Origin of the sequence: Streptomyces sp. NPDC090499 (genome assembly GCF_044769305.1) — a bacterium.
Lineage (GTDB): Bacteria > Actinomycetota > Actinomycetes > Streptomycetales > Streptomycetaceae > Streptomyces.
Genome location: NZ_JBIVXP010000001.1, coordinates 923,735 through 950,499, shown reverse-complemented (window position 1 = coordinate 950,499; position 26,765 = coordinate 923,735). Strand labels below are relative to the sequence as shown.

Genomic DNA, 26,765 nt, shown 5'->3' with positions numbered 1-26,765 from the left:
TATAGGAGGGGCCCCGCCTTCCGGCGGGGCCCTGACTGACTACGAACCGGACTTGCGCTTGTTCCACACGTCGAAGCCGACCGCCGCGAGGAGGGCGAGGCCCTTGATGACCTGTTGCCAGTCGGTGCCGACGCTGAGGAGGTTCATGCCGTTGTTCAGCACGCCGAGGACGAGACCGCCGATGATGGCGCCGAGGATGGTGCCGACACCGCCGCTCATGGAGGCGCCGCCGATGAACGAGGAGGCGATCGCCTCCAGTTCGAAGCCGTCGCCCGCCTTCGGCGAGGCCGCGTTCAGCCGGGCCGCTACCACCAGGCCGGCCAGGGCCGCGAGCACGCCCATGTTCAGGAAGACGTAGAAGGAGACCTTCTTGTCCTTGACGCCGGACAGCTTGGCCGCCGGCAGGTTGCCGCCGATCGCGTAGATGTGCCGGCCGAAGACCGCGTTGCGCATCACGTAGCCGTAGCCGACGACCAGCGCGCCCAGGACGATCAGGATGATCGGGGCGCCCTTGTAGCTGGCGAGCAGCATGGTGAGGACGAGGATCGCGGCGACCAGCGCGGTCAGCTTCAGCAGGAACAGCCGGGTGGGCGGCACCTCCAGGGCGAACTCCTGCTGGCGGCGCCGGTCCCGGAACTCCTGCCAGACCACGGCGGCGATCAGCACGATCCCCAGCAGCAGCGTGATGTTGTGGTAGTTGGTGTCCGGGCCGACCTCGGGGAGGAAGCCGTTGCCCAGGTTCTGCAGCCCGTTCGGGAACGGGCCGATGGTCTGGCCCTGGAGCAGGATCTCGGTCAGACCGCGGAAGAGCAGCATCCCGGCGAGGGTGACGATGAACGACGGTATGCCCAGGTAGGCGATCAGGAACCCTTGCATCGAGCCGGCCACGGCGCCCATCACCAGGCACAGGATCAACGCGACCGGCCACGGCACGCCGTGGTTGACCGTCAGGACGGCCGCGAAGGCGCCCACGAACGCGGTCAGCGAGCCGACCGACAGGTCGATGTGCCCGGCGATGATCACCATCATCATGCCGATGGCCAGGATCAGGATGTAGCTGTTCTGCAGGACCAGGTTGGAGACGTTGCGCGGCAGCAGCAGGTCGCCGTCCGTCCACACCGCGAACAGGGCGACGATCAGGCCGAGCGCGATCAGCATGCCGTACTGGCGCATGTTGCGGCGCAGCCCGTCCAGGACCAGCCGGAGCAGGTTCCCGTCGGCGGCCGACCCGCTCCTGCCCGGCGGCGCCGGCGCCGGGCTCTTGGCGGTGACATCCGTGCTCATCGCGATACCTCTTTGTCCTTCGCCTTGTCTTTCGTCATATGGCGCATCAGCACTTCCTGCGTGGCCTCGGCGCGCGGCACCTCACCGGTCAGGCGGCCCGCGGCCATCGTGTAGATGCGGTCGCACATGCCGAGCAGTTCGGGCAGCTCGGAGGAGATGAAGACGACCGCCTTGCCCTGCGCGGCGAGCTGGTCGATGACCGTGTAGATCTCGTACTTGGCGCCGACGTCGATGCCGCGGGTCGGCTCGTCGAGGATCAGCACGTCGGGACCCGCGAAGATCCACTTGCTGAGGACGACCTTCTGCTGGTTGCCGCCCGACAGCTTGCCCACCGGCTCGAAGACCGTCGGCGCCTTGATGTTCATGGACGTGCGGTAGCCCTCGGAGACCTGCCGCTCCTCGTGCTCGTCCACGATCCCGCGCCGGGCGACCTTGTTCAGCGCGGTCAGCGAGATGTTGCGGTTGATGGTGTCGATCAGGTTGAGGCCGTAGTGCTTGCGGTCCTCGGTGACGTACGCGATGCCGTGCCCGACCGCCTCGGCGACCGACTTGGTACGGATCTCGGTGCCGTCCTTGAGGACCGTGCCGCCGTCGTAGCGGCCGTAGGTCCGCCCGAAGACGTTCATCGCGAGTTCGGTGCGGCCGGCGCCCATCAGGCCCGCGATGCCGACGATCTCGCCGCGCCGGACGTGGATCGACACGTCGTCGACGACCTTGCGCTCGTGGTCGATCGGGTGCCGCACGGTCCAGTCGCGGATCTCCAGCGCCGGCGCCGCGTCCGCCGCGCCCTCGTAGGGGGTGCGCTCGGGGAAGCGGTGGTCCAGGTCGCGGCCCACCATGCCCGAGATGATCCGCTCCTCCGTCGTGTCCTGCGACTTCACGTCGAGGGTCTCGATGGAGTGGCCGTCCCGGATGATCGTCACCGAGTCGGCGACCTTGCGGATCTCGTTGAGCTTGTGCGAGATGATGATCGAGGTGATGCCCTGGTTCTTCAACTCCAGGATCAGGTCGAGGAGTTTGCCGCTGTCCTCGTCGTTCAGGGCGGCCGTCGGCTCATCCAGGATGAGCAGCTTCACCTTCTTCGACAGCGCCTTCGCGATCTCCACCAGCTGCTGCTTGCCCACGCCGATGTCGGTGACGCGGGTCTCCGGGTGGTCGTCGAGACCGACCCGGCGCAGCAGTTCGGTGGCGTGCCGCAGGGTCTCGCGCCAGTCGATGAACCCGCCCTTGGCGTGTTCGTTGCCGAGGAAGATGTTCTCGGCCAGCGACAGGTACGGCGACAGCGCCAGCTCCTGGTGGATGATGACGATGCCGCGCTGCTCGCTCGCCCGGATGTCACCGAACCTGCAGAGCTCACCCTCGAAGAGGATGTCCCCCTCGTAGGTGCCGTGCGGGTGGACGCCGGAGAGGACCTTCATCAGGGTCGACTTGCCGGCGCCGTTCTCCCCGCAGATGGCGTGGACCTCGCCCTGGCGGACGGTCAGTGTGACGTCCGACAGCGCCTTGACGCCGGGAAAGGTCTTGACGATCGAGCGCATTTCCAGGACGGGTCCCGCCATGGTCGTGCCTTCCAATCAGTAGGACAACTAGTGGGGGACTCGGGTCACTTGAGCTCGGCGTCGGTGTAGTAGCCGCCCTTGACGAGGACTTCCTCGTAGTTCGACTTGTCGACGCTCACCGGCTGCAGCAGGTAGGCCGGCACGACCTTGGAGCCGTTGTCGTACGTCTTGGTGTCGTTCGTCTCCGGCGTCTTCTTGTTCAGGACGTCGTCGACCATGGTCGCGGCGACCTTGGCGAGCTGCCGGGTGTCCTTGTAGACGGTCTGCGTCTGCTCGCCCGCGATGATCGACTTCACCGAGGCCAGCTCGGCGTCCTGCCCGGTGATGACGGGCAGCGGCTGGCTGCCGGAGCCGTAGCCGTCCGACTTCAGCGCGGCGATGATGCCGATCGAGATGCCGTCGTACGGCGAGAGCACCGCGTCGACCTTGGCGGACTTGTAGGAGGAGGTGAGGATGTCCTCCATGCGGGACTGCGCGGTCGCGCCGTCCCAGCGCAGGGTGGTGACCTTGTTGAGCGCGGTCTGCCCGGACTTGACCACCAGCTGCTTCTTGTCGATGTACGGCTGGAGCACGCTCATCGCGCCGCTGAAGAAGTACTTGGTGTTGTTGTCGTCGTTGGAGCCGGCGAACAGCTCGATGTTGAACGGGCCCTTCTTGCCGCTGTCCAGGCCCAGCTTGTGCACGATGTAGGTGCCCTGCTCGACGCCGACCTTCTCGTTGTCGAAGGACGCGTAGTAGTCGACGTTCTTCGTGCCGAGGATCAGCCGGTCGTAGGCGATGACCGGGATGTTGGCGTCCGCGGCCTCCTGGAGCACGTTGTTCAGGGACTTGTTGTCGATGGCCGCGATGATCAGGCCCTTGACGCCCTGCGTGATCAGGTTCTCGATCTGCGAGACCTGCTGGTCCGGGTCGTCCTCGCCGTAGACCAGCTTGGTCTTGTAACCCTTGGACTCCAGGTCCTTGACGACGTTCTTGCCGTCCGCGATCCAACGCTCGGAGGACTTGGTCGGCATCGCGATGCCGATCGTGCCGCCCTTGGCACTGCCGCTGTCCTCCTTGCTGCCGCCCTCACCGCTCTGCCCGCACGCGGACAGCGTCAGGGCGAGGGAGGCGGCCCCGGCTATGAGGGTGAGAGCGCTTCTACGAGTGCGCATGGTGATCGGTCCCTGTTCTTCTCGTCGTTGAGATGCATTGCAGGTGTTTTGAAGCGCCCCGTAGGGGCGCGGGGAACTGCGCGACCAGCCACGACGGACCCGCAGTTCCCGACGCTCATCAGGCAGAACCCTCGGTGGGGAATCGGTTGAGAACCCCCGGCAGCCGCGACCCCAGCGGCGCCATGTCCCCGTCCGCCCCGTGCCGCGCCAGCAGGTCCAGCGCCAGCCGCCCCCGCCGCACCCGCTCCCGCGCGGTGTCCAGCGTCACGTCCCGCAGGTGCGTGCCCCACGGGTAGATGCCGGGCGCCTTGGACAGCCCGAACTTCAGGTAGATCGGCGCCCCGCGCCGGATCAGCTCGGCGACCTCGTACATCCGGATGTAGCCGCCGAGGTCGTCGGGGGCCTCGATGTACATGTCCATGGGGGCGCCCGACACCCGCCGGATCTCGGTGAGGTGATCGAGCGTCAGGTCGCTCGGCACGTTGATCGAGTCGGCGCCGAGGTGCTCGAAGACGGAGTACGAGGCCGGGTTGACGGGGCCGACCAGCGCCGAGACCTTCAGGGTCGTGTCGGCCGGGATGATCCCCGCCTGCCGGGCCCGGTGCAGCGTCCACAGCACCCCCTCGTCGGCGACGAGCAGGCACTTGACGCCCAGTTCGGTCGCCCGGACCGCGTCCTCGACACAGCCGGCGACGGCGTCGTGGCCGCGGGCGCGCAGCCCGGCCCCCCGCGAGTCGGAGCGCACCGAGCCGCCGATGTCCCAGGTGCCGCGCGGGCCGGTGAACAGGCAGAGCTCGATGTCCCGTTCGTTGGTCGCCTCGACCATCTCGGTGATCTCGGCGTCGGAGAGCATCCACACGCCGCTGCCCTGGCTGATCCGGTGGATCGGGACGTCGAGCCGCGAGGACTCCTTGAGGACGACGGCCAGCGCCTCGGGACCCTCGCAGGAGGGGATCTCGGTGCGCCACTTGCCGCCGCCCGGGAAGTTGTGGGCGGAGGCGTCGGCGGGGTCGAGAGCGGGCGCGCCCAGGCCGAGGGCGGCGAGCGCCTGCTCACCGGGTCGGCGGGCCGCCGTAACGGAAGCGTCGGTCGTCACAAGCTGTCCTTCGTGTTCGGTATTTCGGACAAGGTTCGCGGCTCGGGGCAGAGAAAGACTTTGGTGGTACGCCGGCCACGGCGAGGTCAGGGCACGCCGCGGCCGGCGTACGCCTAGGGGCGGAGCAGCACCTTGCCCACCTTCGGATCACCGGCCCCCACCAGCTCGATGGCGTGCGGGAACTCGGTCAGCGGCAGCTCGTGCGTGACCAGCGGCAACGGGTCGAGGAGGCCGGCCGCGAAGACGCGGACCGTGTGCGACCAGGCGTCCGGCGGCGCCCCGAAGACGGTGTGCACCTCCAGTTGCCGTACGACGAGGTCGGTCGGGTCCAGGCCGTCGGCGCCCGCGGCCGGGATGCCGGTCAGGACCAGGCGTCCGCCGCGCCTGAGCAGGGAGGCGGCGGTGCGCGCGGCGGACGCGGACCCGGCGGTCTCGATGACGACGTCGAAGTCGTCGGGGAGTTCCTGGTCCCTGGTGCGGAAGTCGGTGGCCCCGAACGACCGGGAGAGCGCCTCACGGTCGTTCCTGGTCCCGACGACCAGCAGCTCGCCCGGCGAGATCGCGCGCAGGAACTGCACGGCGAACATCCCGAGCGTCCCGGTGCCGACCACCGCGACCCGCTCGCCCGGCTGCGCGTTGCCCTTGAGCGCGGCGGCCGCGATGCAGGCGGCGGGCTCAAGGAGGGCCGCGGCGGTGAGGTCGGCGTCGTCCGGGAGGGCGTGCAGCAGGCGGGCCGGGAGGGTGAGGGTGGCGGCCATGGCGCCCGGCTGGGTGAAGCCGGTCTCCTCGTAGCCGTCGGTGCACAGGGTGGTCTCCCCGGCGTGGCAGCGGTCGCACACCTGGCAGTTCCGGAACCCCTCGCCGACCACCTTGCGCCCGACCAGCGAGGCGGGCACCCCGGCGCCGACCGCCCGCACCGTCCCGGACCACTCGTGGCCCGGCGTCAGCGGGTACCGGACGTACCCCTCGGGCCGGTTCCCCTGGTACACCTCGCGGTCGCTTCCGCAAATCCCGACCGCGTGCACGGCGACCAGCGCCTCGCCCGGACCCGGCTCGCGGGGCGTGTGCTCCTCGACCCGCTGGACGCCCGGCGCCTCGACGACGACCTGGGAGCTCACTTCGACGTCCCCTTCGGCTTGCGCTGCTCCCAGCCCTCGGCCCACAGGTCGAACCGGGCCTGCTGCTGCGGGAACTCGGCGGCCGCGTCGGCGTCGAACTCGACCCCGAGCCCAGGGGCGTCCGACAGGTGGAAGTAGCCGTCCACGACCTCCGGGGCGCCCCTGACGACCTTCTTGATCTCGGCGTCGGCGAAGTCGTTGAAGTGCTCCAGGATCTTGAAGTTCGGGGAGGTGAACCCGACCTGGAGGGAGGCGGCGGTGAGCACCGAGCCGCCGACGTTGTGCGGGGCGACCAGCACGTAGTGCGTCTCGGCGGTGGCGGCGAGCTTCCTGGTCTCCCAGATTCCACCGATATGGCCGACGTCCGGCTGGATGACGTCCACGGCCTGGCTCTCGAAGAGCTCGCGGAACTCGATGCGGTCGTGGATGCGCTCACCGGTGGCGACCGGGATGTCCACCTTGGCGGCGACCTTCTCCAGCGCCTTCAGGTTCTCCGGCGGGCACGGCTCCTCCAGCCAGGCCGGCTTGAAGGGCGCGAGCTCGCGCACGAGCCGTACCGCGGTGGAGGGCGAGAACCGGCCGTGCATCTCCAGCATCAGCTCGGCGTCCGGCCCGATGGCGTCCCGCACGGCCTCGATGAGCGACACGGCGTACAGGGTCTGCTCGTGGTCCAGCTCGAAGTGGCCGGTGCCGAACGGGTCGATCTTCAGTGCCTTGTACCCGCGCTCCATGACCCCCTGGGCGGCCTTGTGATAGGCCTCCGGGGTCCGCTCGGTGGTGTACCAGCCGTTGGCGTACGCCTTGACCCTGTCGGTCACCTTCCCGCCGAGCAGCTGCCACACGGGCACGCCCAGGGCCTTGCCCTTGATGTCCCAGCACGCCATCTCGATCACGGCGATCCCGGACATGACGATCTCACCCGCCCGGCCGTAGTCGCCGTACTTCATCCGGCGCACCAGGTCTTCCACCGCGAACGGGTCCGAACCGAGAATGTGGTTGGCCTCGGCCTCTCGCAGATAGCCGATCAGCGCGTCGGTGTGACCGAGCATCCGGGTCTCGCCGACTCCCGTGATCCCCTCGTCGGTGTGCACCTGGACGTACGTCAGGTTGCGCCACGGCGTCCCGACCACGTGTGTGCTGATTCCGGTGATGCGCACGGCAGTTGCCCCTCAGCTGTTCGAGATTTCGTCACACGTTCGAAATGCTGGCGTGACAGTAAGGACGGGGCGGCAGGGGTGTCAATGGGTCGAACAGGTAACGGTTTCGGCAAGGCTTGCGCTACGTTTTTCGGTCCCCCACAGAACCTTCACAGGGGTGGCTGGTTAAGTGACTCGTGGGGAACTTAGTCTTCCCGCGTCATGGACTACTGCCACCCGTGCCGACGGCACCTCAACGGCGCCCTCGCCTGCCCGGGGTGCGGCACCGCCGCCGAAACGCTACGCGCGTCAGCGCCGGAAGCGTCCACCTCCGCACCGGTCACGCCCGGTGAAACCCCGTACACGGAGCCGCGGTTCGCCGGCGGCGGGTACGACCACGGCCCGGCGGACACCGAGGGCGCCGAGGCCGAGGACGCCGAGGCCGAGGACGACGGAGTGCCGTCGGTCGGCCGGGCCGACCGGCGGCGGGCGGCGCGCGGGCGCGGCGGCCGGAGCCGGGGGCAGGCCGCCGAGGCCCTCGCCGAGGATCCCGAGGAGCCGCAGTCCGCACCCGACGGGAGCCGTCGCGACCGCAAGGCCGCGGCCCATCGCCGCCGGCGCCGCAGGGTCCTGCTGGTGGCCGCGGCGTGCGTGCTGGCGGCCGGCGGCCTGAGCCTCGCCGAACTCGGTACGGACGCCATACCGTTCACCAGCCCCGGCCCGGCCTCGGCGGGCGGCGACACCGCCGACGGCGGTACGTCGACGTCGTCCCCGACCACGACGGCCCAGCCCCTGGACGACACCTCCGGCGCGACCGGCGCGACGGACTCCGCCTCGGCCGACCCCTCCGCCTCCCCGTCCCCGTCCTCCTCGAAGGACAAGGCGTCCGCCTCCCCTTCGGCCTCCCCGAAGGACACGGACGCCCAGTCGGCGACGACGAACCCGGTCACCGGCAGGCCGACGGCGACGGCGACATCCACGACGGGATCGACCCCGACGGCGACCCCGACGACGTCGGACCCGTCGCCCTCCCCGTCCCCGAGCAAGACGTGCACCCGGTTCCTGTGGTGGTGTTCGTAGGCGGGGCGTCGCGCCCCTGAGGCGGCGCCGGGGGAGGAACCGCGTGACCGGCCCCCATCCGCCCGCACCCGAACCGTCCACTGGAGCAAACCCAGCAAACCCTTCCTCAGTCCACCGGAATCAACGTCCGCCCCGGATGGCTCCCGCTCTCGGCCTCGTCCAGCATCGCCGCCGCGACCGTCGCCCGCCCCACCCGCGCCGGGAAGAACCTCCTCGGCGCCTCCTCCACGCCGAGCGTGCGCCGGCTCGCGCTCAGCGGCGTGTCCGCCAGCGGCCCGGCGTGGAACACCGTGCCACCGGCCTCGGTCACCACCTCGCACGCCGTCACCCGGTCGTCCATCTCGGACTTCATGAACGTCCGCAGCAGGTTGCGGGTGAACCCGCCGGCCGCCTGCGCGGTCGCACCGGTGCCGAAGGCGCCGAGCCAGATCACCCGGGCGCCCGCGTCGACGGCCGCCCGCGCGCCCGCCGTCAGGATGCCCGGCTCGCTGCCGCCGCTGATGCCGAGCCCGGACAGCACGGTCGTACTGTCCCGCAGCGCCTCGGCCAGCCGTGCCGCATCGCGGACGTCCGCGGCGATCCGGGTCAGCCGGGTCCCGTCCGGCACGGAGATCCGCCCGGGATCGCGTGCGACGGCCACCACCGTGTGCCCGCGTTCGAGGGCCTGCCGGGTCAGCTGCAGTCCGGTACCGCCGGACGCGCCGAGGATCGTGACGTTCATGACGCGACGGCGCCCAGGACGGCGCGGGCGGCCTCGTGGAGGCCCGGCGCGGCGATCAGGACGTCGGGGCTGCCCGGCCGCCACGGCTCACCGCGCAGGTCGGTGACGGTTCCGCCGGCCTCGGAGACCAGCAGCGCGCCGGCCGCGACACCCGGCAGGTCGGGCTCGTACTGCCAGAAGACGTCGTACTGCCCGGAGGCGACGGCCAGCAGCGGGAACGTGGTCGGGATGGTGTTGCGCACCAGCAGCGACACGCCCATCATCGCGGCCACCGCGCCGCCGAAGCGCCCGTTGGCCTCCGGGCTGCCGGGCGCCTGGCTGGCCGTGACGACCGCCGCGTCCAGGCTCCGCTTCTCCGACACGCGCAGCCGCACCCCGTCGAGGAAGGCGCCCTCGCCCCGTACGGCGGTGTAGGTCAGGTCCGGCACCGGCATCCGCACGACGGTCAGCACGGGGACGTTGTCCCGGATCAGCGTGATGTTGACCGACCACTCGGGCAGCCCGTGGACGTGGTTGACGGCCCCCTCGATCCCGTCGGTCGCCCACCATTCGCCCGCGGGCAGGTCGCTGCCCTCCAGCTCGTCGGTGACCCAGCCGGCCCCGGGCCGCAGCTCGCGCAGCGCGGCCTCCAGGTATTCGCTGGTGCTGCCCTCGATCCGCCGGCCGAAGGCGTACATGTCGGCGCGGCTCTTCGGGCGCGCCTCGGCCGAGTACGTCTTCAGCAGCCGCTCGCCCGCCTCGCGGGCGATCTCGACGACTTTCTCCAGGAGTTCCATGGGTTTTCCTCCCCTTCGCCGGCGTTGACACCAGTGAAGGGCCCGGACCGTAGTTGCGTCCAGTGCAACGTTCTCAACTCTGGATTTACCGAGACGCAATCATGGCCCTGACCTGCTCACGCAGCCACCGGTGGGCGTGGTCGTCCTCGTAGCGCTGGTGCCAGGCCGCGATCAGCGGTACGGGTGCCACGGTCACCGGCAGGTCCGTCAGCCGCAGTCCCCGCTGTGCGACGGCCTCCCCGCACATCCGCGCCGGCACGGTCACCAGCACGTCGTTGCCCCGCGCGAAATCCAGTGCTGCCGCCGCCGTCGGCACCGCGGCGACCGTCCGGCGCCGGAGACCGTGCTCCTCCAGGGCCTCGTCGACCGGATCCCGCAGGCGGCCTCGCCGGGACACGAGGACATGGTCGGCCGCGGCGTACTGCGCGAGGGTCAGCCGCCCGCCCGGACGGTCCCCGGGCACGGCGACCATCAGCCGGTCCTCGCCCAGCGTCTGTGAACGGATCTCGGGGGCGGCCGGCTCGGTGGCGCCGACCTCGATGTCCACCTGCCCGTGCCGCAGGTCGTTCGTGTCCGTACCGGCCTCGGCCAGGAACCGCAGCCGCACACCGGGCGCCCGGTCCCGTACGGCCTCGAGGAGCCCGGGGCCGATCGCGGTGGTGACGGCGTCGTGGAACTGCAGGGTGAACGTCCGCTCCAGCGTGGCCAGATCCAGCCGCCGCTGCGGCGCCAGCAGCCCCTGCGCCTCCTGTACCAGCCGGTGCAGGTCCGCCCGCACCGCCAGCGCGTACGGCGTCGCCGTCATCGTCCGGCCGGTACGCACCAGGATCTGATCGCCGGTCAGCCGCCTGATCCGGCCCAGACTCCGACTGACCGCGGGCGCGGAGAGCCGAAGCCGGTCGGCCGCCCCCGTCACGCTCCCCTCCTCCAGCAGCGCGTCGAGTACCGTCAGGAGGTTGAGATCCATCTGCATCCCGGTGACTCTAGGCTCCCCCGCTGGGCAGCGCCCCGAAGGGGCGCGGGGAACTGCGCGACAAGCCCCCACCGGCGGTCAGCCGACGAACAACCCACCGCGGCCTCCCGGCGAAGCGCCTACGCGTCGAGCATCCTGCGCAGCAGATCCCGCAACGACAGTCGTTCCTCGTCCGAAAGCCCCGCCAGCGGCTCCCGCGCGAAGCGCAGCCCCTCGCGCAGGTCGCGGGCGACCCGGCGCCCCTCGTCCGTCGCCGCGGCCAGTTTCACCCGGCGGTCGGCCGGGTCGGGCCGGCGCTCCACGAGCCCGCGCGCCTCCAGCCGGTCCACGATCCCCGTCACGTTCGACGGCTCGCACTTCAGCTTCTGCGCCAGCTTCCGCATCGGCAGCGGCTCCAGCGAGAGCAGGCTGAGCAGCCGGGCCTGCGCCCCGGTCAGCGTGTGCTCGCCCGCCGCCTCCTCGTAGTCCGCGTAGAAACGGGCCACGACGTCCCCGATGAGCTCGACGACCTCCAGGGTCAGGGCGTCGGGGCGGCGGGTCTGCGCGGGGGTGGACCGTGTGGACGACATGCGCTCCAGGGTACCGCGTTACTTGACATCATGAAATATTCAGGCGCATGGTTGTTTCAGGTACTGAAGTAATTTCGGAAAGGCGCATGTCATGATCAACCGCGAGTGGCACCTGCTGAGCCGTCCCGTCGGCTGGCCGAAGCCGGAGGAGTTCGCCCTGGTCGAGGCCGAGGTCCCCACACCGGGCGAGGAGCAGGTGCTCGTGCGGAACAAGTACCTCTCCGTCGACCCGTACATGCGCGGCCGAATGAGTGCCGCCAAGTCCTACGCCGCCCCCTTCGAGCTGGGCAAGGTCATGCAGGGCGGCGCGGTCGGCGAGGTCGTCGAGTCGAACGCCGAGGGCATCGCGGCCGGCGACCACGTCCTGCACTTCTTCGGCTGGCGCGAGTACGCGGTCATGGACGCGAAGAACGCCGTCAAGGTCGACGCCGGCGCCGCGCCCCTGTCGACGTACCTCGGCGTGCTCGGCATGACCGGTCTCACCGCCTACGCCGGCCTGCTGCGCACCGCCTCCTTCAAGGAGGGCGACTCGGTCTTCGTCTCCGGCGCGGCCGGCGCGGTCGGCAGCCAGGTCGGCCAGATCGCCAAGCTCAAGGGCGCCTCGCGGGTGATCGGCTCGGCCGGTTCCGACGACAAGGTCAAGCTGCTGGTCGAGGAGTACGGCTTCGACGCGGCCTTCAACTACAAGAACGGCTCGGTCGCCGAGCAGCTGCGGGCGGCCGCGCCCGACGGCGTGGACGTCTACTTCGACAACGTCGGAGGCGACCACCTGGAGGCGGCCATCGGGCAGCTCAACCGGGACGGCCGGATCGCGGTCTGCGGCATGATCTCCGTCTACAACAACACCGAGCCCGCCCCCGGCCCGAAGAACCTCGCCCGCCTCATCCAGACCCGCGGCCGGATCGAGGGCTTCCTGGTCGGCGACCACTACGACCTGCAGCCGCAGTTCGTCGCCGAGGTCGGCCCGTGGGTGGCCTCCGGGCAGCTGAAGTACCGCGAGACGGTCGTCGAGGGCATCGAGAACAACCTGGAGGCGTTCCTCGGGGTCCTGCGCGGCGACAACACCGGAAAGATGATCGTCAAGCTGTAGGTCTGGCCTGCCGTTTCCGGCATGCGGTAACTTCTTTCCGAAACCGCCGTCGATCGTGGGCGCGAGTCGCGGCGGACCGAGGAGAGAAGAAACCGCATGCCCATTCAGCAGTCCGACGTCCTCTACACCGCCGTCGCCACCGCCGAGAACGGCCGTGACGGCCGGGTCGCCACCGACGACGGCCGGCTCGACCTCGTCGTCAACCCGCCGAAGGAACTGGGCGGCAGCGGCGCCGGGACCAACCCGGAGCAGCTGTTCGCCGCCGGGTACAGCGCGTGCTTCCAGGGAGCGCTGGCGGTCGTCGCCCGACAGGCCGGGGTCGACGTGTCAGGGTCCCGGGTGACCGCGAAGGTCGGGCTCGGCAGGAACGCGGAGGGGTTCGGGATCATCGTCGAGATCTCGGCGGAGATTCCGGGCGTCGAGGAGAAGGCCGCCCGTGACCTCGTCGAGCAGGCGCACGGGGTCTGCCCGTACTCGAAGGCGACACGCGGGAACATCGGCGTGACGCTGGCCTGACGTCCGTCGTTGGCGTAGTGCGGAGGCCGCACCCTTGGACGTGGGGTGCGGTCTCTCGTCTGCCGGCGCGGATGCAGTGCCGGCTGCGGGTGCGTCGTGGCTGGTCGCGCAGTTCCTCCCCCAGCCTTCGGCCGGGGGACCGCCAGCGCCCCTTGGGCTGGCTGAGCTCAGCGTGTCGCGAGTGCTGCCTTGTGCACGGCCAGTGCGAACCGGTCGTTCTCCGGCGCCGCGCCGCCCGGGAACGCGAACCGGCGCCGTGTGTAGCCGTAGGCGACCCCGCTGCGCGGGTCCGCGAAGGCCTGGGAGCCCGCCGCCCCGCTGTGGCCGACGGTGCCCGCGCCCAGGAACGGGTGCCAGGTGTCCGCGGTCGCCTGGAAGCCGAGGCCGTACGACTTGTGCACGCGGGCCACCAGGTCGTAGCCGACCGAGTGGAACTGGCCGAACTCCGCCACCGTGTCCTCCTTCAGCAGCGCGGCCTTGCCGTCGACCTCGCTGAGCAGCGCCGCGTACATCCCGGCCAGGCCGCGCGCGGACGCCACCCCGCCGAAGGAGGCCGGGCCCTTGGCGCGGACCAGCCGGTCGTTGGGGAGGGCCGTCAGGTCCGTGGGTTCTGCGGCGTGCTCGTTGAAGGCGATCCCCGCGAGGGTCTGCGGGCCGGACGGGGCGGAGTCGAGCAGAGCCTGCTGGTCGGCCGTGGGCCGCATCGGCAGGGTCGTGCGGAAGAGCGGCTCGTGCGCGGCCGGCAGGCCCAGGAAGAAGCCGAGGCCGTACGGCGCCCGGACCCGCTCCTCGTAGACGTCCTGGAGGGTACGGCCGGTCGCGCGCCGTACCACCTCGCCGGTGAGGGCCCCGATGACCAGGGCGTGGTAGCCGAAGGCCGTGCCAGGGCGCCAGAACGGCCGCTGGTCGGCGAGACGTTCGGCCATCGCCCGGTCGTCGGCGAGCTCCTGCGGGCCGAACCCGGAGTCGGTGCCGACCAGGCCCGCCCGGTGCGCCAGCAGGTCCCGCAGGGTCAGCGTGCCCTTGCCCTCCGCGCCGAACTCCGGCCAGTAGTAGGTGACTTTACGGTCCAGCTCCAGCGTGCCGTCCTGCACCAGCATCGCCACGACCAGGTGCGCGGCCCCCTTGGTGGACGAGAACACGCCGTACAGGCAGTCCCCGCCGGCCCCCTCGCCCGCCCACAGGTCGACGACCCGCCGGCCGTGGACGTACGCACACAACTGCCCTTCGTAGTCGGCCGGTCCGCCGGCGACGAAGGCGGCGAACTCCTCGCGCACCGCCTCGAAGCCCTCCGCGACCGTGCCCTGGACGGTGATCTCCTGCGTCATCCGCTCTCCTCAACCGAGCCGCCGGGGCAGCTCCCACTGTGAACAACGCCCTACCCACCTGGGCGACCTACCCCTTCCTGCGATCGGTACGGCGAGATGTACCTGTTCGACTCAACCGGGGCATGCTGAGGGCGGACACACCGCGGACAGACCCCACAGCGGCGGGAGGGCCCCGGCCCATGGCGACGATTCCCTCACTTCCCGGCAGGGCGGACGTGCTGCGCATGGCCCGCAGCACCACCGACATCACCGGCCAGCTCCTGGACACCGCCCAGAACCTCACGAAGATCGCGCTCAACACCCTGGACCCGCGCGAGGGCTCGGCCCCCGAACTCCTGCGCGTCCTGCGACGCACGACCGCCGAGCTGGCCGAGGCCAGTGCCGCACCGGGGGCGCAGGAGGCCTTCTACCGCGTCGTGGAGACCCTCACCCGGCTCGGCACCAGCGGCGCCCCGCTGGCCGTGCACCCGGTGGCGGAGCCGCTCCTGACGGCCCTCAGGGACAGCCTGCTGCCGCTGCTGGACGCGGTGGAGCCGGCGGTGGAGGAGTTCGCGGCGGCGCTCCGCGAACTGACCGAGGCGCTGTCCCCGTTGCTGCCCGCGGCCGCGGGCGGGGCGGCCGGCGTCCTGCTGGCCCTCACCCCGCTGCTGCGCACCGCGGCCGGGGCCCTCCGGGACTCCGCCCCCGAACTCCACCGCATCGCCGACGCCGTCACCTCGGCCGTGGCCCCGCTGCTGCCCCTCCAGGTGGCCCTCGCCGAGCGTGCGACCGCGGCGGGCGCGGGCGTGGTCCGGGCCGCGCTGCCACCGCTGGCCGACCTGACGGAGGCGGCGGCGAAGACGGCCAGGGCGGCGGGACCGGCCCTGATCGCCGCCGAGGAACTCGCCGTGACCGGGCTCGAACACCTCCAGCCCCTCCTGCTGGCCTCCGCGGCCGGCGCGGGCCGGGTGGCCCGGGCGACGGCGGTACGCGTGTCGGCGGCGGTCAGCCCGGCGGCGGACCGGGGCGTGGTGGTGGCGGTGACCCCCGCGTAGGCGCTCCGCTGGGGTGGCCGGGATGCGTGCGTTGTCGTTCGTCTGCGGGTGCGTGGCGGCTGGTCGCGCCCACGCGGCGGAGCCGCATATGGATACAGCCCCGCGCCCCTTGCGGGGCCTGCGTCCCTTTGGGGCCTGCGCCCCTTGCGGGGCCTGCGTCCTTTTGGGGCCTGCGTCCTTTTGGGGCCTGCGCCCCTTTGGGGCCTGCGTCCTTTTGGGGCCTGCGCCCCTTGCGGGGCCTGCGTCCTTTTGGGGCCTGCGCCCCTTGCGGGGCCTGCGTCCTTTTGGGGCCTGCGCCCCTTGCGGGGCCTGCGCCCCTGCGGGGCCTGCGCCCCTGTGGGGTCCGCGCGCCGGTAAAGTTTTGGCCATGCGTGATCTCGGGGTGGGTTTTGGCTATCTCCTCAAGGGCCAGCGGTGGGTCGGGCGGCACGGCAGGCAGTTCGGGTTCGGTCTGCTGCCCGGCCTGATCACCCTGGTCCTCTACGCGGCGGCCCTGGTCGCCCTCGCGATATGGGGAGCGGACTTCGTCGCCTGGGCCACCCCGTTCGCCGACGACTGGTCCAGCCCCTGGCTCGGGCTCTTCCGCGGCTTCCTCACCGCCGTCCTGTTCGCCCTCGGCCTGCTCGGCGCCGTCCTCACCTTCACCGCGGTGACGCTGCTGGTCGGCCAGCCGTTCTACGAGAACCTCTCCGAGAAGGTCGACGCGGACGTCTCGCCCGACGGCACCGCGCCCGAGTCCGGGCTGCCGTTCTGGCGCGAGCTGTGGATCTCCGCCAGGGACAGCCTGCGCGTCCTGGTCCGGGCCGGCCTGTGGGGCGTCCTGCTGTTCGCCCTCGGCTTCCTGCCCTTCGTCGGGCAGACCGTCGTACCGGTCGTCGGCTTCTTCGTGACCGGCTTCTTCCTCACTGAGGAACTCGCCGCCGTCGCCCTCCAGCGCCGCGGCGTCGACCTGCGCGCCCGGCTCGCCCTGCTCCGGTCCCGCAAGACCCTGGTGTGGGGCTTCGGCACCCCGCTGGGCCTGGCCTTCCTGGTCCCGTTCGTCGCGGTGTTCCTGATGCCGGGCGCGGTCGCGGGCGCCACCCTCCTCGCCCGCGACCTGCTGGGCGAGGAGACGGCGGCGGAGGACGAGCGGGCGGACGAGCCCGTCAGTTCCTGAAGCCCGCGTCGGCCGCCACGGTCACGATCGCCCGCACCTGGTCGATGATGTCCACCCGGTTCCGCACGAACTCCGGGTCGGTCACCTGCGTCGTGTTCCCGGCACCGAACTGCAGCACCGGCGTGTGCACATGCCCGCCGGGCAGCGTGCCGTGCAGCCCGAGCCGGTCGCGCAGCAGGGTGGCCCGGTAGGCGATCTCGTTGGACAGGTAGTCCCCGCCGCCCCCGGCCCGCGCGGTGGACCCGGCGGTCGGCCCGTCCGCCCGTACGACGGGGTCGGTCCCACCCGCGGGTATCTCGGTCACCTCGGTGTGGTCGTACACCGGGAAACGCCCCGTGTCCGCCGCCGTGATCGCCGCGTACGGGAGGGTGGTGGTCGTCCACTGCGGCTGCGACGCCGGGTCGGCGACCGGGACGGTCCCGGTCCGGCTCACGTTCTCGTTGTCCGGGAAGCCGCCCCGCCAGGCGCCGTTCGTCCGCTCCACGTCGAACCGCCCGACCCGCCCCTGGCTCACGGTCGTGAACAGGTCCACCTTCGGCAGGTACGGCCGCAGCGTCCGCTCCACGGTCCCGGCCGCGAAGTCGTCCCACCGCACCGGGAACACCGCCGTCTCCACCCGCGCGGGCCCCTCGGCGGTCTCGATCACGGTCCCGTCGAGGGCCAGCGCGCTCGCCCCGGACGGGTTGGAGATCCTGATGTCCCGGTCCAGCGTGAACGGGTCGAACCCGGTGACGAGGATCCGCCGGAGGCCCTTGCCGGGGTAGCGGATGTCCGTCTGCCCGCGCGAGGTCCGCTCCAGCAGGTCCAGCAGCGCGGCCCGCTGCCGCTCGCTCACCGCGAACCCCGGCTCCCAGGTACGCACCTGGCGCGTCATCCCGAGCCGTGCCCAGTACAGCGGCCGGTCGTCGTCCCGGTCGAGGTCGCCCCCGGCGGGCCCGCGCCCCTGCGCCCGGTCCACGGCCCGCCGCCACAGCGCCGCCCCCTGCCGTGCCACGGCCTGCCGGGCCTGCGGGTAGGAGCGGGTGTGCTCCAGCGCACGGGCGAACCCGGGTGCCACGGTGTCGAATCCGGACCGCCGGAGTATCTCCTGCGGCACCGGCTGGTCGAGCCGCTGTTCCTCGACGGTGGGGGAGGGGGCGGTGCCGGCGTGCGCGGCGGTGGGGACGAGCGCTCCGGCCAGCAGCACGATGCCGAGGACGCCGATCCGAACACGTGGGGAAGTCAAGGGAGTTGGCCTTCCGTCGCAGTGGGGTGCGTGGTGCCGATCGGGCGCAGTATCGCGTGCGGGCCGCGATGTGGTCTACACCATGGGCCGCCCAGCGAACCCGTCGGCGTTTGTGAAGGGTTCGTACGAGATCGCTGCGACGCGCCCGATGACCGGCCGTCCTCTCACAGCCGCGGCTAAGGTCGGAGCCGGGACGCGTCCCCCTTGAGCAGCCCCGGTCCGGGACCTGACCCCTGGACCGGGGCTTGCGTGTCACATGGCGGTGGCCCGTCGGCGGGCGGGCGTCAGTCCCGCACCCCGAAGCCGTACACCGTCGCCGAGCGGTAGGCCCCGCCCGGGTCCAGCCGGGTGCTCGGGAAGTCGGGGCGGTTGGGGGAGTCCGGGAAGTGCTGGGTCTCCAGGGCGACACCGTCGCCGGGGGCGAAGGGGCCGGTCAGGTGTTCGGCGGTGTAGAGCTGGACGCCCGGTTCGGTGGTGGCCACGGTGAGGGTGCGGCCGGACGCCGGGTCGTACAGCTCGGCGATCTCCACCGGAGTCTCCGTCACCCCCTTGTCGAGGACGAGGTTGTGGTCGTAGCCGGAGCCGGTCTTGCGGGCCGTACGGAAGTCGAAACGGGTGCCGGAGACGTCCGCCGGCACCCCCGTCGGAATCAGGTCCGCGTCCACGGGGGTGTAGCGCGAGGCCGCGATCCGCAGTTCGTGGCCGCCCGCGTGCCCGGAGCCCGCCAGGTTGAAGTAGCTGTGGTTGGTGAGGTTCACGACCGTCGGCGCGTCGGTGACCGCCTCGTAGGAGATGTGCAGCGCGCCCGCCTCGTCCAGCGTGTACGTCACGGCGACCGCCAGCCGCCCCGGGAACCCCTCTTCCCCGTGCGGGCTCACCCGGGACAGCCGCACCCCGTGCTCGACGGCCGCGGCCTCCCACACCCGCTTGTCGAATCCGCGGGTGCCGCCGTGCAGCGAGTTGGGCGCGTTGTTCGGCTCCAGGGCGTAGGTCACGCCGTCCAGCGGGAAGCGGGCGTGCGCGATCCGGTTGGCGTACCGGCCGACCAGGGCGCCGAAGTAGGGCCCCGGGTTCTCCAGGTAGCCGTCCAGACCGGCGAACCCCAGCACCACGTCCGCGGTCCGCCCGTCCCGGTCCGGGACCTCGGCCGACTGCACGATCCCGCCGTACGACAGCACCCGCACCCGGGTCCCCGCCCGCTCCAGTGTCCAGCGGTGCACCTCGGTGCCGTCGGGAAGTGTGCCGAAAAGTTCGCTCATGGGGAAACCCTAAGCCAAGGGTCTAGTCCACCGGATCCTTGGCGGTGACGGCCCGGTAGGCGATCGCGGCCAGCTTCGACTGGCCGTCGGCGCTCGGATGGAACCAGTCCCAGTGACTGAGCTGATCGGTCCCGAACCGGTACGCGTACACCGCGCCGCCGTCGAACCGGCACCGCCGGTCCTTGGCGCAGACCGCCTCCAGCACCTTGTTGTAGTCCTCGACCCGCTGCTGCACCTTGTCCCGGCGCAGGGTCGCCGCGCCGGCCAGGTTGTCGGCGTCGGACAGCATGGACGGGCAGATGCCCAGCTTCCACACCTGCTTGCCCAGCGGGTTGGTCCGCCCCTCGGACCACAGCCGCTTCAGGTTCGGCACGCTCGCCACGTACACCTGCGTCTTCGGCAGCGCCTTGCGCAGGGTGGCCAGCGCGTCCTCGAACTCGCTGCGGAAGTCGGCCACCGAGGTCATCGCCCGCACCGACGTACGGCAGGCGTCGTTCGCCCCCGCCATCACCGTCACCAACTGGGGCCTGCGTACCGCCGCGTCGGCCATCTGCCCCGGCAGGTCGGCCATCCGGGCGCCGGTCTCCGCGTAGTTCCAGCTGTGGTCGGCCGCCCGCGCCCGCCCCAGCAGCCGTACCGCGAGACTGTCCACCTGCTCGCTGGTACCGGTCGCCCAGGACACCTCGGGGCAGTCCGAGAGGACCGTGCAGGCATCGAAACCGCGGGTGATGGAGTCGCCGACGGCCGCGATCGAGGCCGGGCTGCGGTCCCACACCTGTACGGCCCGCGAGACCCGCGTCCGCTCGCTCCCGGTCGCGCCGGAGGAACCCCCCAGCACATCGCACCCGGCCACCCCCAGCGCGGCGGTGACGGCGACGGCGCCTGCCAGGGCACGCGAACGCCGGCGTCGCTGCTTGCGCATACCCCGTCGGTCCTCTCCGTTTGCCCGATCGTCCCCCGTAATGACAACGCACGGGAGTTCCCGGCCCGCGCCGTGCAACGGACCACCCCCGTACAAGCGTCCCCCTGGGTGAATGGCAGGGGTTTCCTGGCTGTGGGACCGACGGTACGTCACACTCCTTGCGCCACCGCACGGTAGCCTCGCCATCAACGCGGCGGTCGTGCCACTGCCGCCGGCCAACCAGCAAGATGTCCCGCTCAGCCCGGAGGTTCCGGTGACGACACGTGGAGTCCTGTACGTGCACTCCGCGCCCCGCGCGCTGTGCCCGCACGTCGAGTGGGCCGTCGCCGGGGTGCTCGGCACGCGCGTCAACCTCGACTGGATCCGCCAGCCGGCCGCACCCGGCACCTGGCGCTCCGAGTTCTCCTGGCAGGGCGAGGTCGGCACGGCCTCCAAACTGGCGTCCGCGCTGCGCGGATGGCACCTGCTCCGCTTCGAGGTCACCGCCGAGCCCTGCGCGAAGGCCGAGGGCGAGCGCTACAGCTGCACCCCCGACCTCGGCATCTTCCACGCGGTCACCGGAATCCACGGCGACATCCTCATCCCCGAGGACCGCCTGCGGGCCGCCCTGACCCGCTCACAGCGCGGCGAGACGGCCCTGGAGGCCGAGATCGCCAAGCTGCTCGGCAAGCCCTGGGACGACGAACTGGAGCCGTTCCGCTACGCGGGCGAGGGCGCGCCGGTGCGGTGGCTCCACCAAGTGGTCTGACCGGCCGTCTGCCGCTGCGGCGCCGTCGTGGCTTGTCGCGCAGTTCCCCGCGCCCCTGAAGGGGCGCACTGCAGCGCCCCTTTCTTTTTTCTTTTAGGGGCGCGGGGAACTGCGCGAACAACCCCCACCCACCGTCGGCCGACAACGAAACGCACTGTGGCCCAAACTCCGGCACCGGAGCTTGGGCCACAGGCCTTAAGGCAATGTTTTTCACACGGTCCGGAACGCGAGGACCACGTTGTGGCCGCCGAACCCGAACGAGTCGTTCAGCGCCGCGATCCTGCCCTCGGGCAGCTGCCGGGCCTCGCCCCGCACCACGTCCGCGTTGACCTCGGGGTCGAGGTCGTCGAGGTTGATGGTCGGCGGAGCCGTCCGGTTCACCAGCGCCAGGATCGACGCGACGGTCTCGATACCGCCGGCACCACCCAGCAGGTGACCGGTCATCGACTTGGTCGCGGAGATCGCCATGTGGTCGACGTCGTCGCCGAACACCTTCCGCAGCGCCTTGATCTCGGCCACGTCACCCTGCGGCGTCGACGTCGCGTGCGCGTTGACGTGCACGATCTCGGCCGGCTTCAGATCCGTGTTGTCGAGCAGGTTCTGCAGCGCGTGCGCGATCCCGTTGCCCGACGGCTCCGGCTGCGTGATGTGGTGCGCGTCGGCCGAGATGCCCTGGCCGACCGCCTCCGCGTAGATCCGCGCCCCGCGCGCCTTCGCGTGCTCCTCGGACTCCAGGACGATCACGCCCGCGCCCTCACCGAGGACGAAGCCGTCACGGCCGGAGTCGTAGGGACGCGACGCACCCTCGGGGTCGTCGTTGTTCTTGGACATCGCCATCATGTTGCCGAACGCGGCGATCGGCAGCGGGTGCACCGCGGCCTCCGTACCGCCGGCCACGACGACGTCCGCACGGCCGGTGCGGATCATCTCGATGGCGTACCCGATGGCCTCGGCGCCGGAGGCGCAGGCCGACACGGGCGTGTGCACACCGGCCCGCGCACCCAGCTCGATACCGACGTTGGCGGCCGGCGAGTTGGGCATCAGCATCGGCACGGTGTGCGGGGAGACACGGCGTACGCCCTTCTCCTTGAGCACGTCGTACTGGTCGAGCAGGGTCGTCACACCGCCGATGCCGGAGGCGATGACGGCGCCGACCCGGTCGGGGTTGGCGGACGCGTCCTCACCGGCCTTGGCGGTGAAACCGGCGTCCTTCCAGGCCTCCTTGGCGGCGATCAGCGCGAACTGCGCGGACCGGTCCAGCTTGCGGGCCTGCGGACGGGGGATGATCTCGCCCGGCTCGACGGCGATCTGCGCCGCGATACGGACGGGAAGCTCGGCCGCCCAGTCCTGCTCCAGGAGGCGGACGCCGGACTTGCCGGCGACCAGGGCCTCCCAGAACGAAGCTGCGTCGCCACCCAGCGGTGTGGTTGCGCCGATACCGGTGACGACCACGGTGCGATTGGTCGGGCTCACGGGAATTCTTTCTCCAACGGATACGGGATTCGACGGCGCCACCGCCGGGTGGCGGGGCATTGCAGCCGGAGGCTAGTTAACCGCCTCAGGCCTGGTGCTTGAGGATGTAGCCGGTCGCGTCGCCGACGGTCTTGAGGTTCTTGACGTCCTCGTCCGGGATCTTGACGTCGAAGCGCTCTTCGGCGGCGACGACGACCTCGACCATGGACAGCGAGTCGACGTCCAGGTCGTCGGTGAAGGACTTGTCCAGCTGGACGTCCTCAACCGGGATGCCGGCGATCTCGTTCACGATCTCGGCGAGACCTTCGACGATCTCTTCCTGAGTGGCGGCCATGTCAGGCGCTCCTTCTTAGATGTTCCAGACGGTTGCTGCGGTACTGCGGACGGCGCCCCGTTCCGGATGCATGATCCGGCACGGAGTGCCTAGGGGAGGGTAACGACAGTGGCGGCGTAGACGAGACCCGCCCCGAACCCGATGACGAGTGCGGTGTCGCCGCTCTTCGCCTCACCGGTCGCCAGGAGCCGCTCCATTGCGAGCGGGATCGAGGCGGCCGAGGTGTTGCCGGTGGTTCGGATGTCACGGGCGACCGTGACATGCTCCGGCAGCTTGAGAGTCTTCACCATCGAGTCGATGATCCGCACATTGGCCTGGTGCGGGATGAAGACGTCCAGGTCGTCCGCGCTGATCCCGGCCGCGTCCAGCGCCTGCTGAGCGACCTTCGCCATCTCGAACACGGCCCAGCGGAACACCGCCTGGCCCTCCTGCGTGATCGCCGGGAACTTGACGTTGCCCTGGCTGTCCAGCGGCAGCTCGGACACGTCGCCGATCCGGAACCGGTCCCACGGCACGGTCTGCTTGATGGTCTCCGACTTGTCGCCCTCGGAGCCCCAGACCGTCGGGCCGATCGCCGGCTCCTGCGCGGGACCCACCACGACCGCGCCCGCGCCGTCGCCGAACAGGAAGGCGGTGGCCCGGTCCTCCAGGTCGGTGAGGTCGCTGAGCCGCTCCACGCCGATGACGAGCACGTACTCGGCGGAGCCCTCCACGATCATGCCCTTGGCGAGCGTGAGGCCGTAGCCGAAGCCCGCGCAGCCGGCCGAGATGTCGAACGCGGCGGCCTTGTTCGTGCCCAGCTTGTCGGCGATCTCGGTGGCGACGGCCGGGGTCTGGCTGAAGTGCGAGACGGTGGAGACGACCACGGCGCCGATCTGCTCGGCGGAGATGCCCGCGTCCGCGATCGCCTTGCCGGAGGCCTCGATCGACATCGCGGCGACCGTCTCCTCGGGGCCCGCCCAGTGCCGGGTCTCGATGCCGGAGCGCGACCGGATCCACTCGTCGGACGAGTCGATCGTCTCCAGGATCACCTCGTTGGGTACCACACGGGTCGGGCGGTAGCCGCCGACGCCGAGGATGCGCGCGTACGGAGCACCCTTGCTGGGCTTGATCTTCGACATCGCAATGGGCTCCTGATTCAGCTGTGCTCGGCGATGAGCTCGCGGGCCGCGTCGAGGTCGTCGGGGGTCTTCAGGGCCAGCGTCTGCACGCCGGGCAGGGCGCGCTTGGCCAGGCCGGTCAGGGTGCCGCCGGGGCACACCTCCAGGAGGGCGGTGACGCCGAGCTCCCTGAAGGTCTCCATGCACAGGTCCCAGCGGACCGGGTTGGCGACCTGGCCGACGAGCCGCTCCACGATCTCGGCGCCGGACGCGACGGCCTGGCCGTCCCTGTTGGATACGTAGGTGAACTTCGGGTCCAGCGGCGCGAGTTCCCTGGCGGCCTCGGCCAGCTTCTCGACCGCGGGGCCCATGTGGTGCGTGTGGAAGGCGCCGGCGACCTTGAGGGCGACGACCTTGCGGACACCCTCGGGCTTGTCCTCGTTCAGCGCGGCGAGCTGCTCCAGGGTGCCGGCCGCGACGATCTGCCCCGCACCGTTGATGTTCGCCGGGGTCAGACCGAGCTTCTCCAGGTGCGCGACGGAGACCTCCGGGTCGCCGCCGAGCAGCGCCGACATGCCGGTCTCGGTGATCGCGGCGGCCTCGGCCATGGCGAGCCCGCGCTTGCGCACGAGGGCCAGCGCGGCGGTCTCGTCCAGGACGCCCGCGAAGGCGGCCGCGGTGATCTCACCGACGCTGTGCCCGGCGACCGCGCCCGGTGCGATGGCGGCGATGTCACCGAGTGCCGTGCCGGAGACGAGTCCGGCGGCGACGAGCAGCGGCTGGGCGATCGCGGTGTCCCGGATCTCGTCCGCGCCGGCGTGCGTGCCGTAGTGCACCAGGTCGAGACCGATGGCGTCCGACCAGGCACGCAGACGGTCCTCGACACCGGGAAGGTCGAGCCAGGGGGTCAGGAAGCCAGGGGTCTGGGCGCCCTGGCCGGGAGCGACGAGTACGAGCACTCTCACACTCTCTCTTGGGGACGGCCACGGCCGCCCGTGGGGACAGGGACGAAGAACACGAGGGGGTTTTGTAGGCCCCCGACAAAATCCTATGACTGGGGATCTCCATCGACCAGACGCCCCAGGATCAGCGCGATCCGCAGTGTGAAGGCGGATCGTACATCGGACGGGGACCATCCGGTGACGTCAGTCACACGTCGGAGCCGGTAGCGCACGGTGTTCGGGTGGACGAAGAGCATCCGGGCGGCGCCCTCCAGGCTGCTCGCCTGTTCCAGATAGACGCTCAGTGTTTCCAGCAGCGCCGAACCGGCTTCTTCCAGTGGTCTGTAGATCTCCTCCACCAACTGCTCGCGCGCGCTGGGATCTCCCGCGATGGCGCGCTCCGGGAGCAGATCGTCCGCCAGCACCGGCCGCGGCGCGTCCTGCCAGGCGGAACAGGCCTTGAGGCCGGCGGCGGCGGCCTGCGCGGACCGGGTGGCCGCCAGCAGGTCCGGCACCACAGGACCTGCCACGACCGGCCCCGCGGCATACGGCCCGATCAGCGACTTGGCCACGGCCAGCGGATTGTCGTTGCCGCCCGCGATGACGACGAGGCGGTCCCCGAGCACCCCGGTCAGCACCTGGAGCTTGGCGTGCCGGGAGGCCCGCCGGATCGCCTCGACGGTCAGCTCGCTGTCCCCGTCGGGCGCGGTCCCGAGCACGACGCACACGTTGTCCGGCGAGTTCCACCCGAGCGCCGCGGCCCTGCTCACCGCCCCCTCGTCGGCCTCTCCGCTGAGTACCGCGTTGACGACCAGCGACTCCAGGCGGGCGTCCCAGGCACCGCGTGCCTCGGCGGCCTGGGCGTACACCTGGGCGGTGGCGAAGGCGATCTCACGGGCGTACACGAGCAGTGCCTCGCGCAGCACGCTCTCGTCGCCCGGCGCCGCGACCTCGTCGATCGCGCTCTCCATGACCTCGATGGTGGTCCGCACCATCTCCACGGTCTGCCGCAGCGTGATCGCCCGGGTCAGCTCCCGCGGCGCGGTCCCGAACACGTCCGTCGAGATCGCCTGCGGGGCGTCCGGGTGCCGGAACCACTCGGTGAAGGCCGCGATACCCGCCTGGGCCACAAGCCCGATCCAGGACCGGTTCTCCGGGGGCATGGCCCGGTACCACGGCAGGGTCTCGTCCATCCGCGCGATGGCCTGGGCGGCGAGGCTGCCGGACGACTTCTCCAGCCGCTTCAGGGTCGCGGAGTGCGAGTGGACCGGACGAGCCGAGGGGTCGGACTTGCGTGTTACGGGTTCGGGCACGGGGACAAGACTGCCTTATCCGGACGGGAGCCTGCGCCGCCGGGTGCCGACTGCGGTCTACCGTGGTGCCGTGATGGACGTACGGCGCGCGGCGCAGCGCTATCCGGGAGGCGACCCGGCGACCGGCATCGAGTCGTCGCACGCCTTCTCCTTCGGCCCGCACTACGACCCCGACAACCTGCGCTTCGGGGCGGTCATCGCCTGCAACGAGGAGCGGCTGCCGCCGGGCGCCGGCTTCGACGAGCATCCGCACAGCCACACCGAGATCGTGACGTGGGTGGTCGAGGGCGAGCTCACCCACCGCGACTCGGCGGGCCACGAGACGGTGGTCCGGCACGGAGACGTCCAGCGCCTCAGCTCGGCGGGGGGCGTCCGCCACGTGGAGCGCAACGACGGGCCGCTGCCCCTGACCTTCGTCCAGATGTGGCTGGCCCCGGTGCGGCCGGGCGGCGAGCCGTCGTACGACATCGTCCGCGGCATCGCCGACTCCACCCCGTACGCGGTCCCGGAGGCCGGCGCGATGCTGCACGTCCGCCGGCTGGGGGCGGGGGAGCGGACGGCGGTGCCGGACGGCGCGTACGTGTACGTCCACGTCGTCCGGGGCGAAGTCCGCCTGGGGGAGGCGGAGCTGGGACCAGGAGACTCCGTACGGATCACCGACGCGAAGGACTTGGAGGCGTCGGGCATCTCCGACACAGAGCTACTCCTGTGGGAAATGGCCCGCTAACCACGACCGTTGCCCGACCGCGGGCCGGTGGGGGTTGCTCGCGCAGTTCCCCGCGCCCCTTGCGGGGGCGCTGTAGTCGCGTCAGCTTCCTAGCTGCGGGCAGGCGTGCCGCAGGGCGGCACGGGTGGGCGCG

Annotated in this window: 26 protein-coding genes; 7 read left to right on the top strand and 19 right to left on the bottom strand. The window is 71.2% G+C overall.

Annotation, left to right across the window (positions count from 1 at the left end; all coding sequences use genetic code 11):
* Nucleotides 1-39 precede the first annotated feature (39 nt).
* The 6 genes from mmsB to ACIQVL_RS04405 form a co-directional block, all read right to left on the bottom strand.
* Nucleotides 40-1,284: a multiple monosaccharide ABC transporter permease gene (gene mmsB / locus ACIQVL_RS04430; protein ID WP_403428089.1), complete on the bottom strand. Its 1,245-nt coding sequence runs from the start codon at nt 1,282-1,284 to the stop codon at nt 40-42.
* On the bottom strand, nt 1,281-2,843 hold the full coding sequence (gene mmsA, locus ACIQVL_RS04425; protein ID WP_403428092.1) for a multiple monosaccharide ABC transporter ATP-binding protein: 1,563 nt from the start codon (nt 2,841-2,843) through the stop codon (nt 1,281-1,283). The genes mmsB and mmsA overlap by 4 nt, the downstream gene beginning before the upstream one ends.
* Nucleotides 2,844-2,887: 44 nt before the next feature.
* A complete protein-coding gene (gene chvE / locus ACIQVL_RS04420; RefSeq protein ID WP_403428094.1) occupies nt 2,888-3,997 on the bottom strand; it encodes a multiple monosaccharide ABC transporter substrate-binding protein in 1,110 nt (369 codons plus the stop codon).
* A 118-nt stretch (nt 3,998-4,115) separates the two neighbouring features.
* A complete protein-coding gene (locus tag ACIQVL_RS04415; RefSeq protein WP_403474322.1) occupies nt 4,116-5,093 on the bottom strand; it encodes a hypothetical protein in 978 nt (325 codons plus the stop codon).
* 113 nt (nt 5,094-5,206) lie between these two features.
* Complete coding sequence (locus ACIQVL_RS04410) at nt 5,207-6,211, bottom strand: zinc-binding dehydrogenase (RefSeq protein ID WP_403428098.1); 1,005 nt, start codon at nt 6,209-6,211, stop codon at nt 5,207-5,209.
* The gene (locus ACIQVL_RS04405) at nt 6,208-7,368 is read right to left on the bottom strand and encodes a mandelate racemase/muconate lactonizing enzyme family protein (protein ID WP_403474321.1); all 1,161 of its coding nucleotides are present in this window, start codon (nt 7,366-7,368) and stop codon (nt 6,208-6,210) included. The genes ACIQVL_RS04410 and ACIQVL_RS04405 overlap by 4 nt, the downstream gene beginning before the upstream one ends.
* 201 nt (nt 7,369-7,569) lie before the next feature.
* Between ACIQVL_RS04405 and ACIQVL_RS04400 the strand changes: the two genes are divergently transcribed.
* Nucleotides 7,570-8,427, top strand: coding sequence for a hypothetical protein (locus ACIQVL_RS04400; RefSeq protein WP_403474320.1), 858 nt, complete (start codon nt 7,570-7,572; stop codon nt 8,425-8,427).
* A 106-nt stretch (nt 8,428-8,533) separates the two neighbouring features.
* Here ACIQVL_RS04400 and ACIQVL_RS04395 read toward each other — a convergent pair whose 3' ends face one another.
* The 4 genes from ACIQVL_RS04395 to ACIQVL_RS04380 form a co-directional block, all read right to left on the bottom strand.
* Nucleotides 8,534-9,148 (bottom strand): NAD(P)-dependent oxidoreductase, encoded by a 615-nt coding sequence (locus ACIQVL_RS04395; protein ID WP_403428102.1) that lies wholly within the window; start codon nt 9,146-9,148, stop codon nt 8,534-8,536.
* Nucleotides 9,145-9,924: an inositol monophosphatase family protein gene (locus ACIQVL_RS04390; RefSeq protein ID WP_403474319.1), complete on the bottom strand. Its 780-nt coding sequence runs from the start codon at nt 9,922-9,924 to the stop codon at nt 9,145-9,147. Before ACIQVL_RS04390 ends, ACIQVL_RS04395 begins: the two co-directional genes overlap by 4 nt.
* An 85-nt stretch (nt 9,925-10,009) precedes the next feature.
* Entirely contained in the window at nt 10,010-10,897 is an 888-nt protein-coding gene (locus ACIQVL_RS04385) for a LysR family transcriptional regulator (RefSeq protein WP_403474318.1), read from the bottom strand.
* A gap of 119 nt (nt 10,898-11,016) precedes the next feature.
* The gene (locus tag ACIQVL_RS04380; protein WP_362598700.1) at nt 11,017-11,466 is read right to left on the bottom strand and encodes a MarR family transcriptional regulator; all 450 of its coding nucleotides are present in this window, start codon (nt 11,464-11,466) and stop codon (nt 11,017-11,019) included.
* Between the two features lie 91 nt (nt 11,467-11,557).
* Between ACIQVL_RS04380 and ACIQVL_RS04375 the strand changes: the two genes are divergently transcribed.
* Both ACIQVL_RS04375 and ACIQVL_RS04370 read left to right on the top strand, forming a co-directional pair.
* Nucleotides 11,558-12,556 (top strand): NADP-dependent oxidoreductase, encoded by a 999-nt coding sequence (locus tag ACIQVL_RS04375; protein WP_403474317.1) that lies wholly within the window; start codon nt 11,558-11,560, stop codon nt 12,554-12,556.
* Nucleotides 12,557-12,652: 96 nt separating this feature from the next.
* On the top strand, nt 12,653-13,072 hold the full coding sequence (locus tag ACIQVL_RS04370) for an organic hydroperoxide resistance protein (RefSeq protein ID WP_403428110.1): 420 nt from the start codon (nt 12,653-12,655) through the stop codon (nt 13,070-13,072).
* A gap of 167 nt (nt 13,073-13,239) precedes the next feature.
* Here the strand turns inward: ACIQVL_RS04370 and ACIQVL_RS04365 are convergent, their stop codons facing one another.
* Complete coding sequence (locus ACIQVL_RS04365; RefSeq protein ID WP_403474316.1) at nt 13,240-14,400, bottom strand: serine hydrolase domain-containing protein; 1,161 nt, start codon at nt 14,398-14,400, stop codon at nt 13,240-13,242.
* Nucleotides 14,401-14,579: 179 nt separating this feature from the next.
* Here ACIQVL_RS04365 and ACIQVL_RS04360 point away from each other — a divergent pair, with 179 nt between their 5' ends.
* Together ACIQVL_RS04360 and ACIQVL_RS04355 are read left to right on the top strand one after the other, a co-directional pair.
* Nucleotides 14,580-15,434: a hypothetical protein gene (locus tag ACIQVL_RS04360; RefSeq protein WP_403474315.1), complete on the top strand. Its 855-nt coding sequence runs from the start codon at nt 14,580-14,582 to the stop codon at nt 15,432-15,434.
* A 367-nt stretch (nt 15,435-15,801) separates the two neighbouring features.
* A complete protein-coding gene (locus tag ACIQVL_RS04355) occupies nt 15,802-16,590 on the top strand; it encodes an EI24 domain-containing protein (protein ID WP_403474314.1) in 789 nt (262 codons plus the stop codon).
* Here the strand turns inward: ACIQVL_RS04355 and ACIQVL_RS04350 are convergent.
* The 3 genes from ACIQVL_RS04350 to ACIQVL_RS04340 form a co-directional block, all read right to left on the bottom strand.
* Complete coding sequence (locus tag ACIQVL_RS04350) at nt 16,580-17,815, bottom strand: pyroglutamyl peptidase (RefSeq protein WP_403474313.1); 1,236 nt, start codon at nt 17,813-17,815, stop codon at nt 16,580-16,582. The genes ACIQVL_RS04355 and ACIQVL_RS04350 overlap by 11 nt on opposite strands.
* 284 nt (nt 17,816-18,099) lie before the next feature.
* Nucleotides 18,100-19,074: an aldose epimerase family protein gene (locus tag ACIQVL_RS04345; protein WP_403474312.1), complete on the bottom strand. Its 975-nt coding sequence runs from the start codon at nt 19,072-19,074 to the stop codon at nt 18,100-18,102.
* Between the two features lie 22 nt (nt 19,075-19,096).
* Nucleotides 19,097-19,996, bottom strand: a complete 900-nt coding sequence (locus ACIQVL_RS04340) for an SGNH/GDSL hydrolase family protein (RefSeq protein ID WP_403428119.1) — start codon at nt 19,994-19,996, stop codon at nt 19,097-19,099.
* Nucleotides 19,997-20,249: 253 nt separating this feature from the next.
* Between ACIQVL_RS04340 and ACIQVL_RS04335 the strand changes: the two genes are divergently transcribed.
* Complete coding sequence (locus tag ACIQVL_RS04335; RefSeq protein ID WP_093503479.1) at nt 20,250-20,744, top strand: DUF3145 domain-containing protein; 495 nt, start codon at nt 20,250-20,252, stop codon at nt 20,742-20,744.
* Between the two features lie 210 nt (nt 20,745-20,954).
* Here the strand turns inward: ACIQVL_RS04335 and fabF are convergent, their stop codons facing one another.
* From fabF to fasR, 5 genes are all read right to left on the bottom strand, one after another.
* Nucleotides 20,955-22,217 carry a beta-ketoacyl-ACP synthase II gene (gene fabF / locus ACIQVL_RS04330; protein ID WP_366352204.1) on the bottom strand — a complete coding sequence of 421 codons (1,263 nt, stop codon included), beginning with the start codon at nt 22,215-22,217 and terminating at the stop codon, nt 20,955-20,957.
* Nucleotides 22,218-22,302: 85 nt separating this feature from the next.
* Complete coding sequence (locus tag ACIQVL_RS04325; RefSeq protein ID WP_089101452.1) at nt 22,303-22,551, bottom strand: acyl carrier protein; 249 nt, start codon at nt 22,549-22,551, stop codon at nt 22,303-22,305.
* Between the two features lie 89 nt (nt 22,552-22,640).
* Nucleotides 22,641-23,672: a ketoacyl-ACP synthase III gene (locus tag ACIQVL_RS04320; protein ID WP_403428123.1), complete on the bottom strand. Its 1,032-nt coding sequence runs from the start codon at nt 23,670-23,672 to the stop codon at nt 22,641-22,643.
* 17 nt (nt 23,673-23,689) lie between these two features.
* Complete coding sequence (locus ACIQVL_RS04315; RefSeq protein ID WP_403428126.1) at nt 23,690-24,610, bottom strand: ACP S-malonyltransferase; 921 nt, start codon at nt 24,608-24,610, stop codon at nt 23,690-23,692.
* A gap of 89 nt (nt 24,611-24,699) precedes the next feature.
* A complete protein-coding gene (fasR, locus tag ACIQVL_RS04310) occupies nt 24,700-25,905 on the bottom strand; it encodes a fatty acid biosynthesis transcriptional regulator FasR (RefSeq protein WP_403428128.1) in 1,206 nt (401 codons plus the stop codon).
* Between the two features lie 73 nt (nt 25,906-25,978).
* Between fasR and ACIQVL_RS04305 the strand changes: the two genes are divergently transcribed.
* Nucleotides 25,979-26,632: a pirin family protein gene (locus tag ACIQVL_RS04305; RefSeq protein WP_403474792.1), complete on the top strand. Its 654-nt coding sequence runs from the start codon at nt 25,979-25,981 to the stop codon at nt 26,630-26,632.
* The last annotated feature ends 133 nt before the right edge of the window (nt 26,633-26,765 follow it).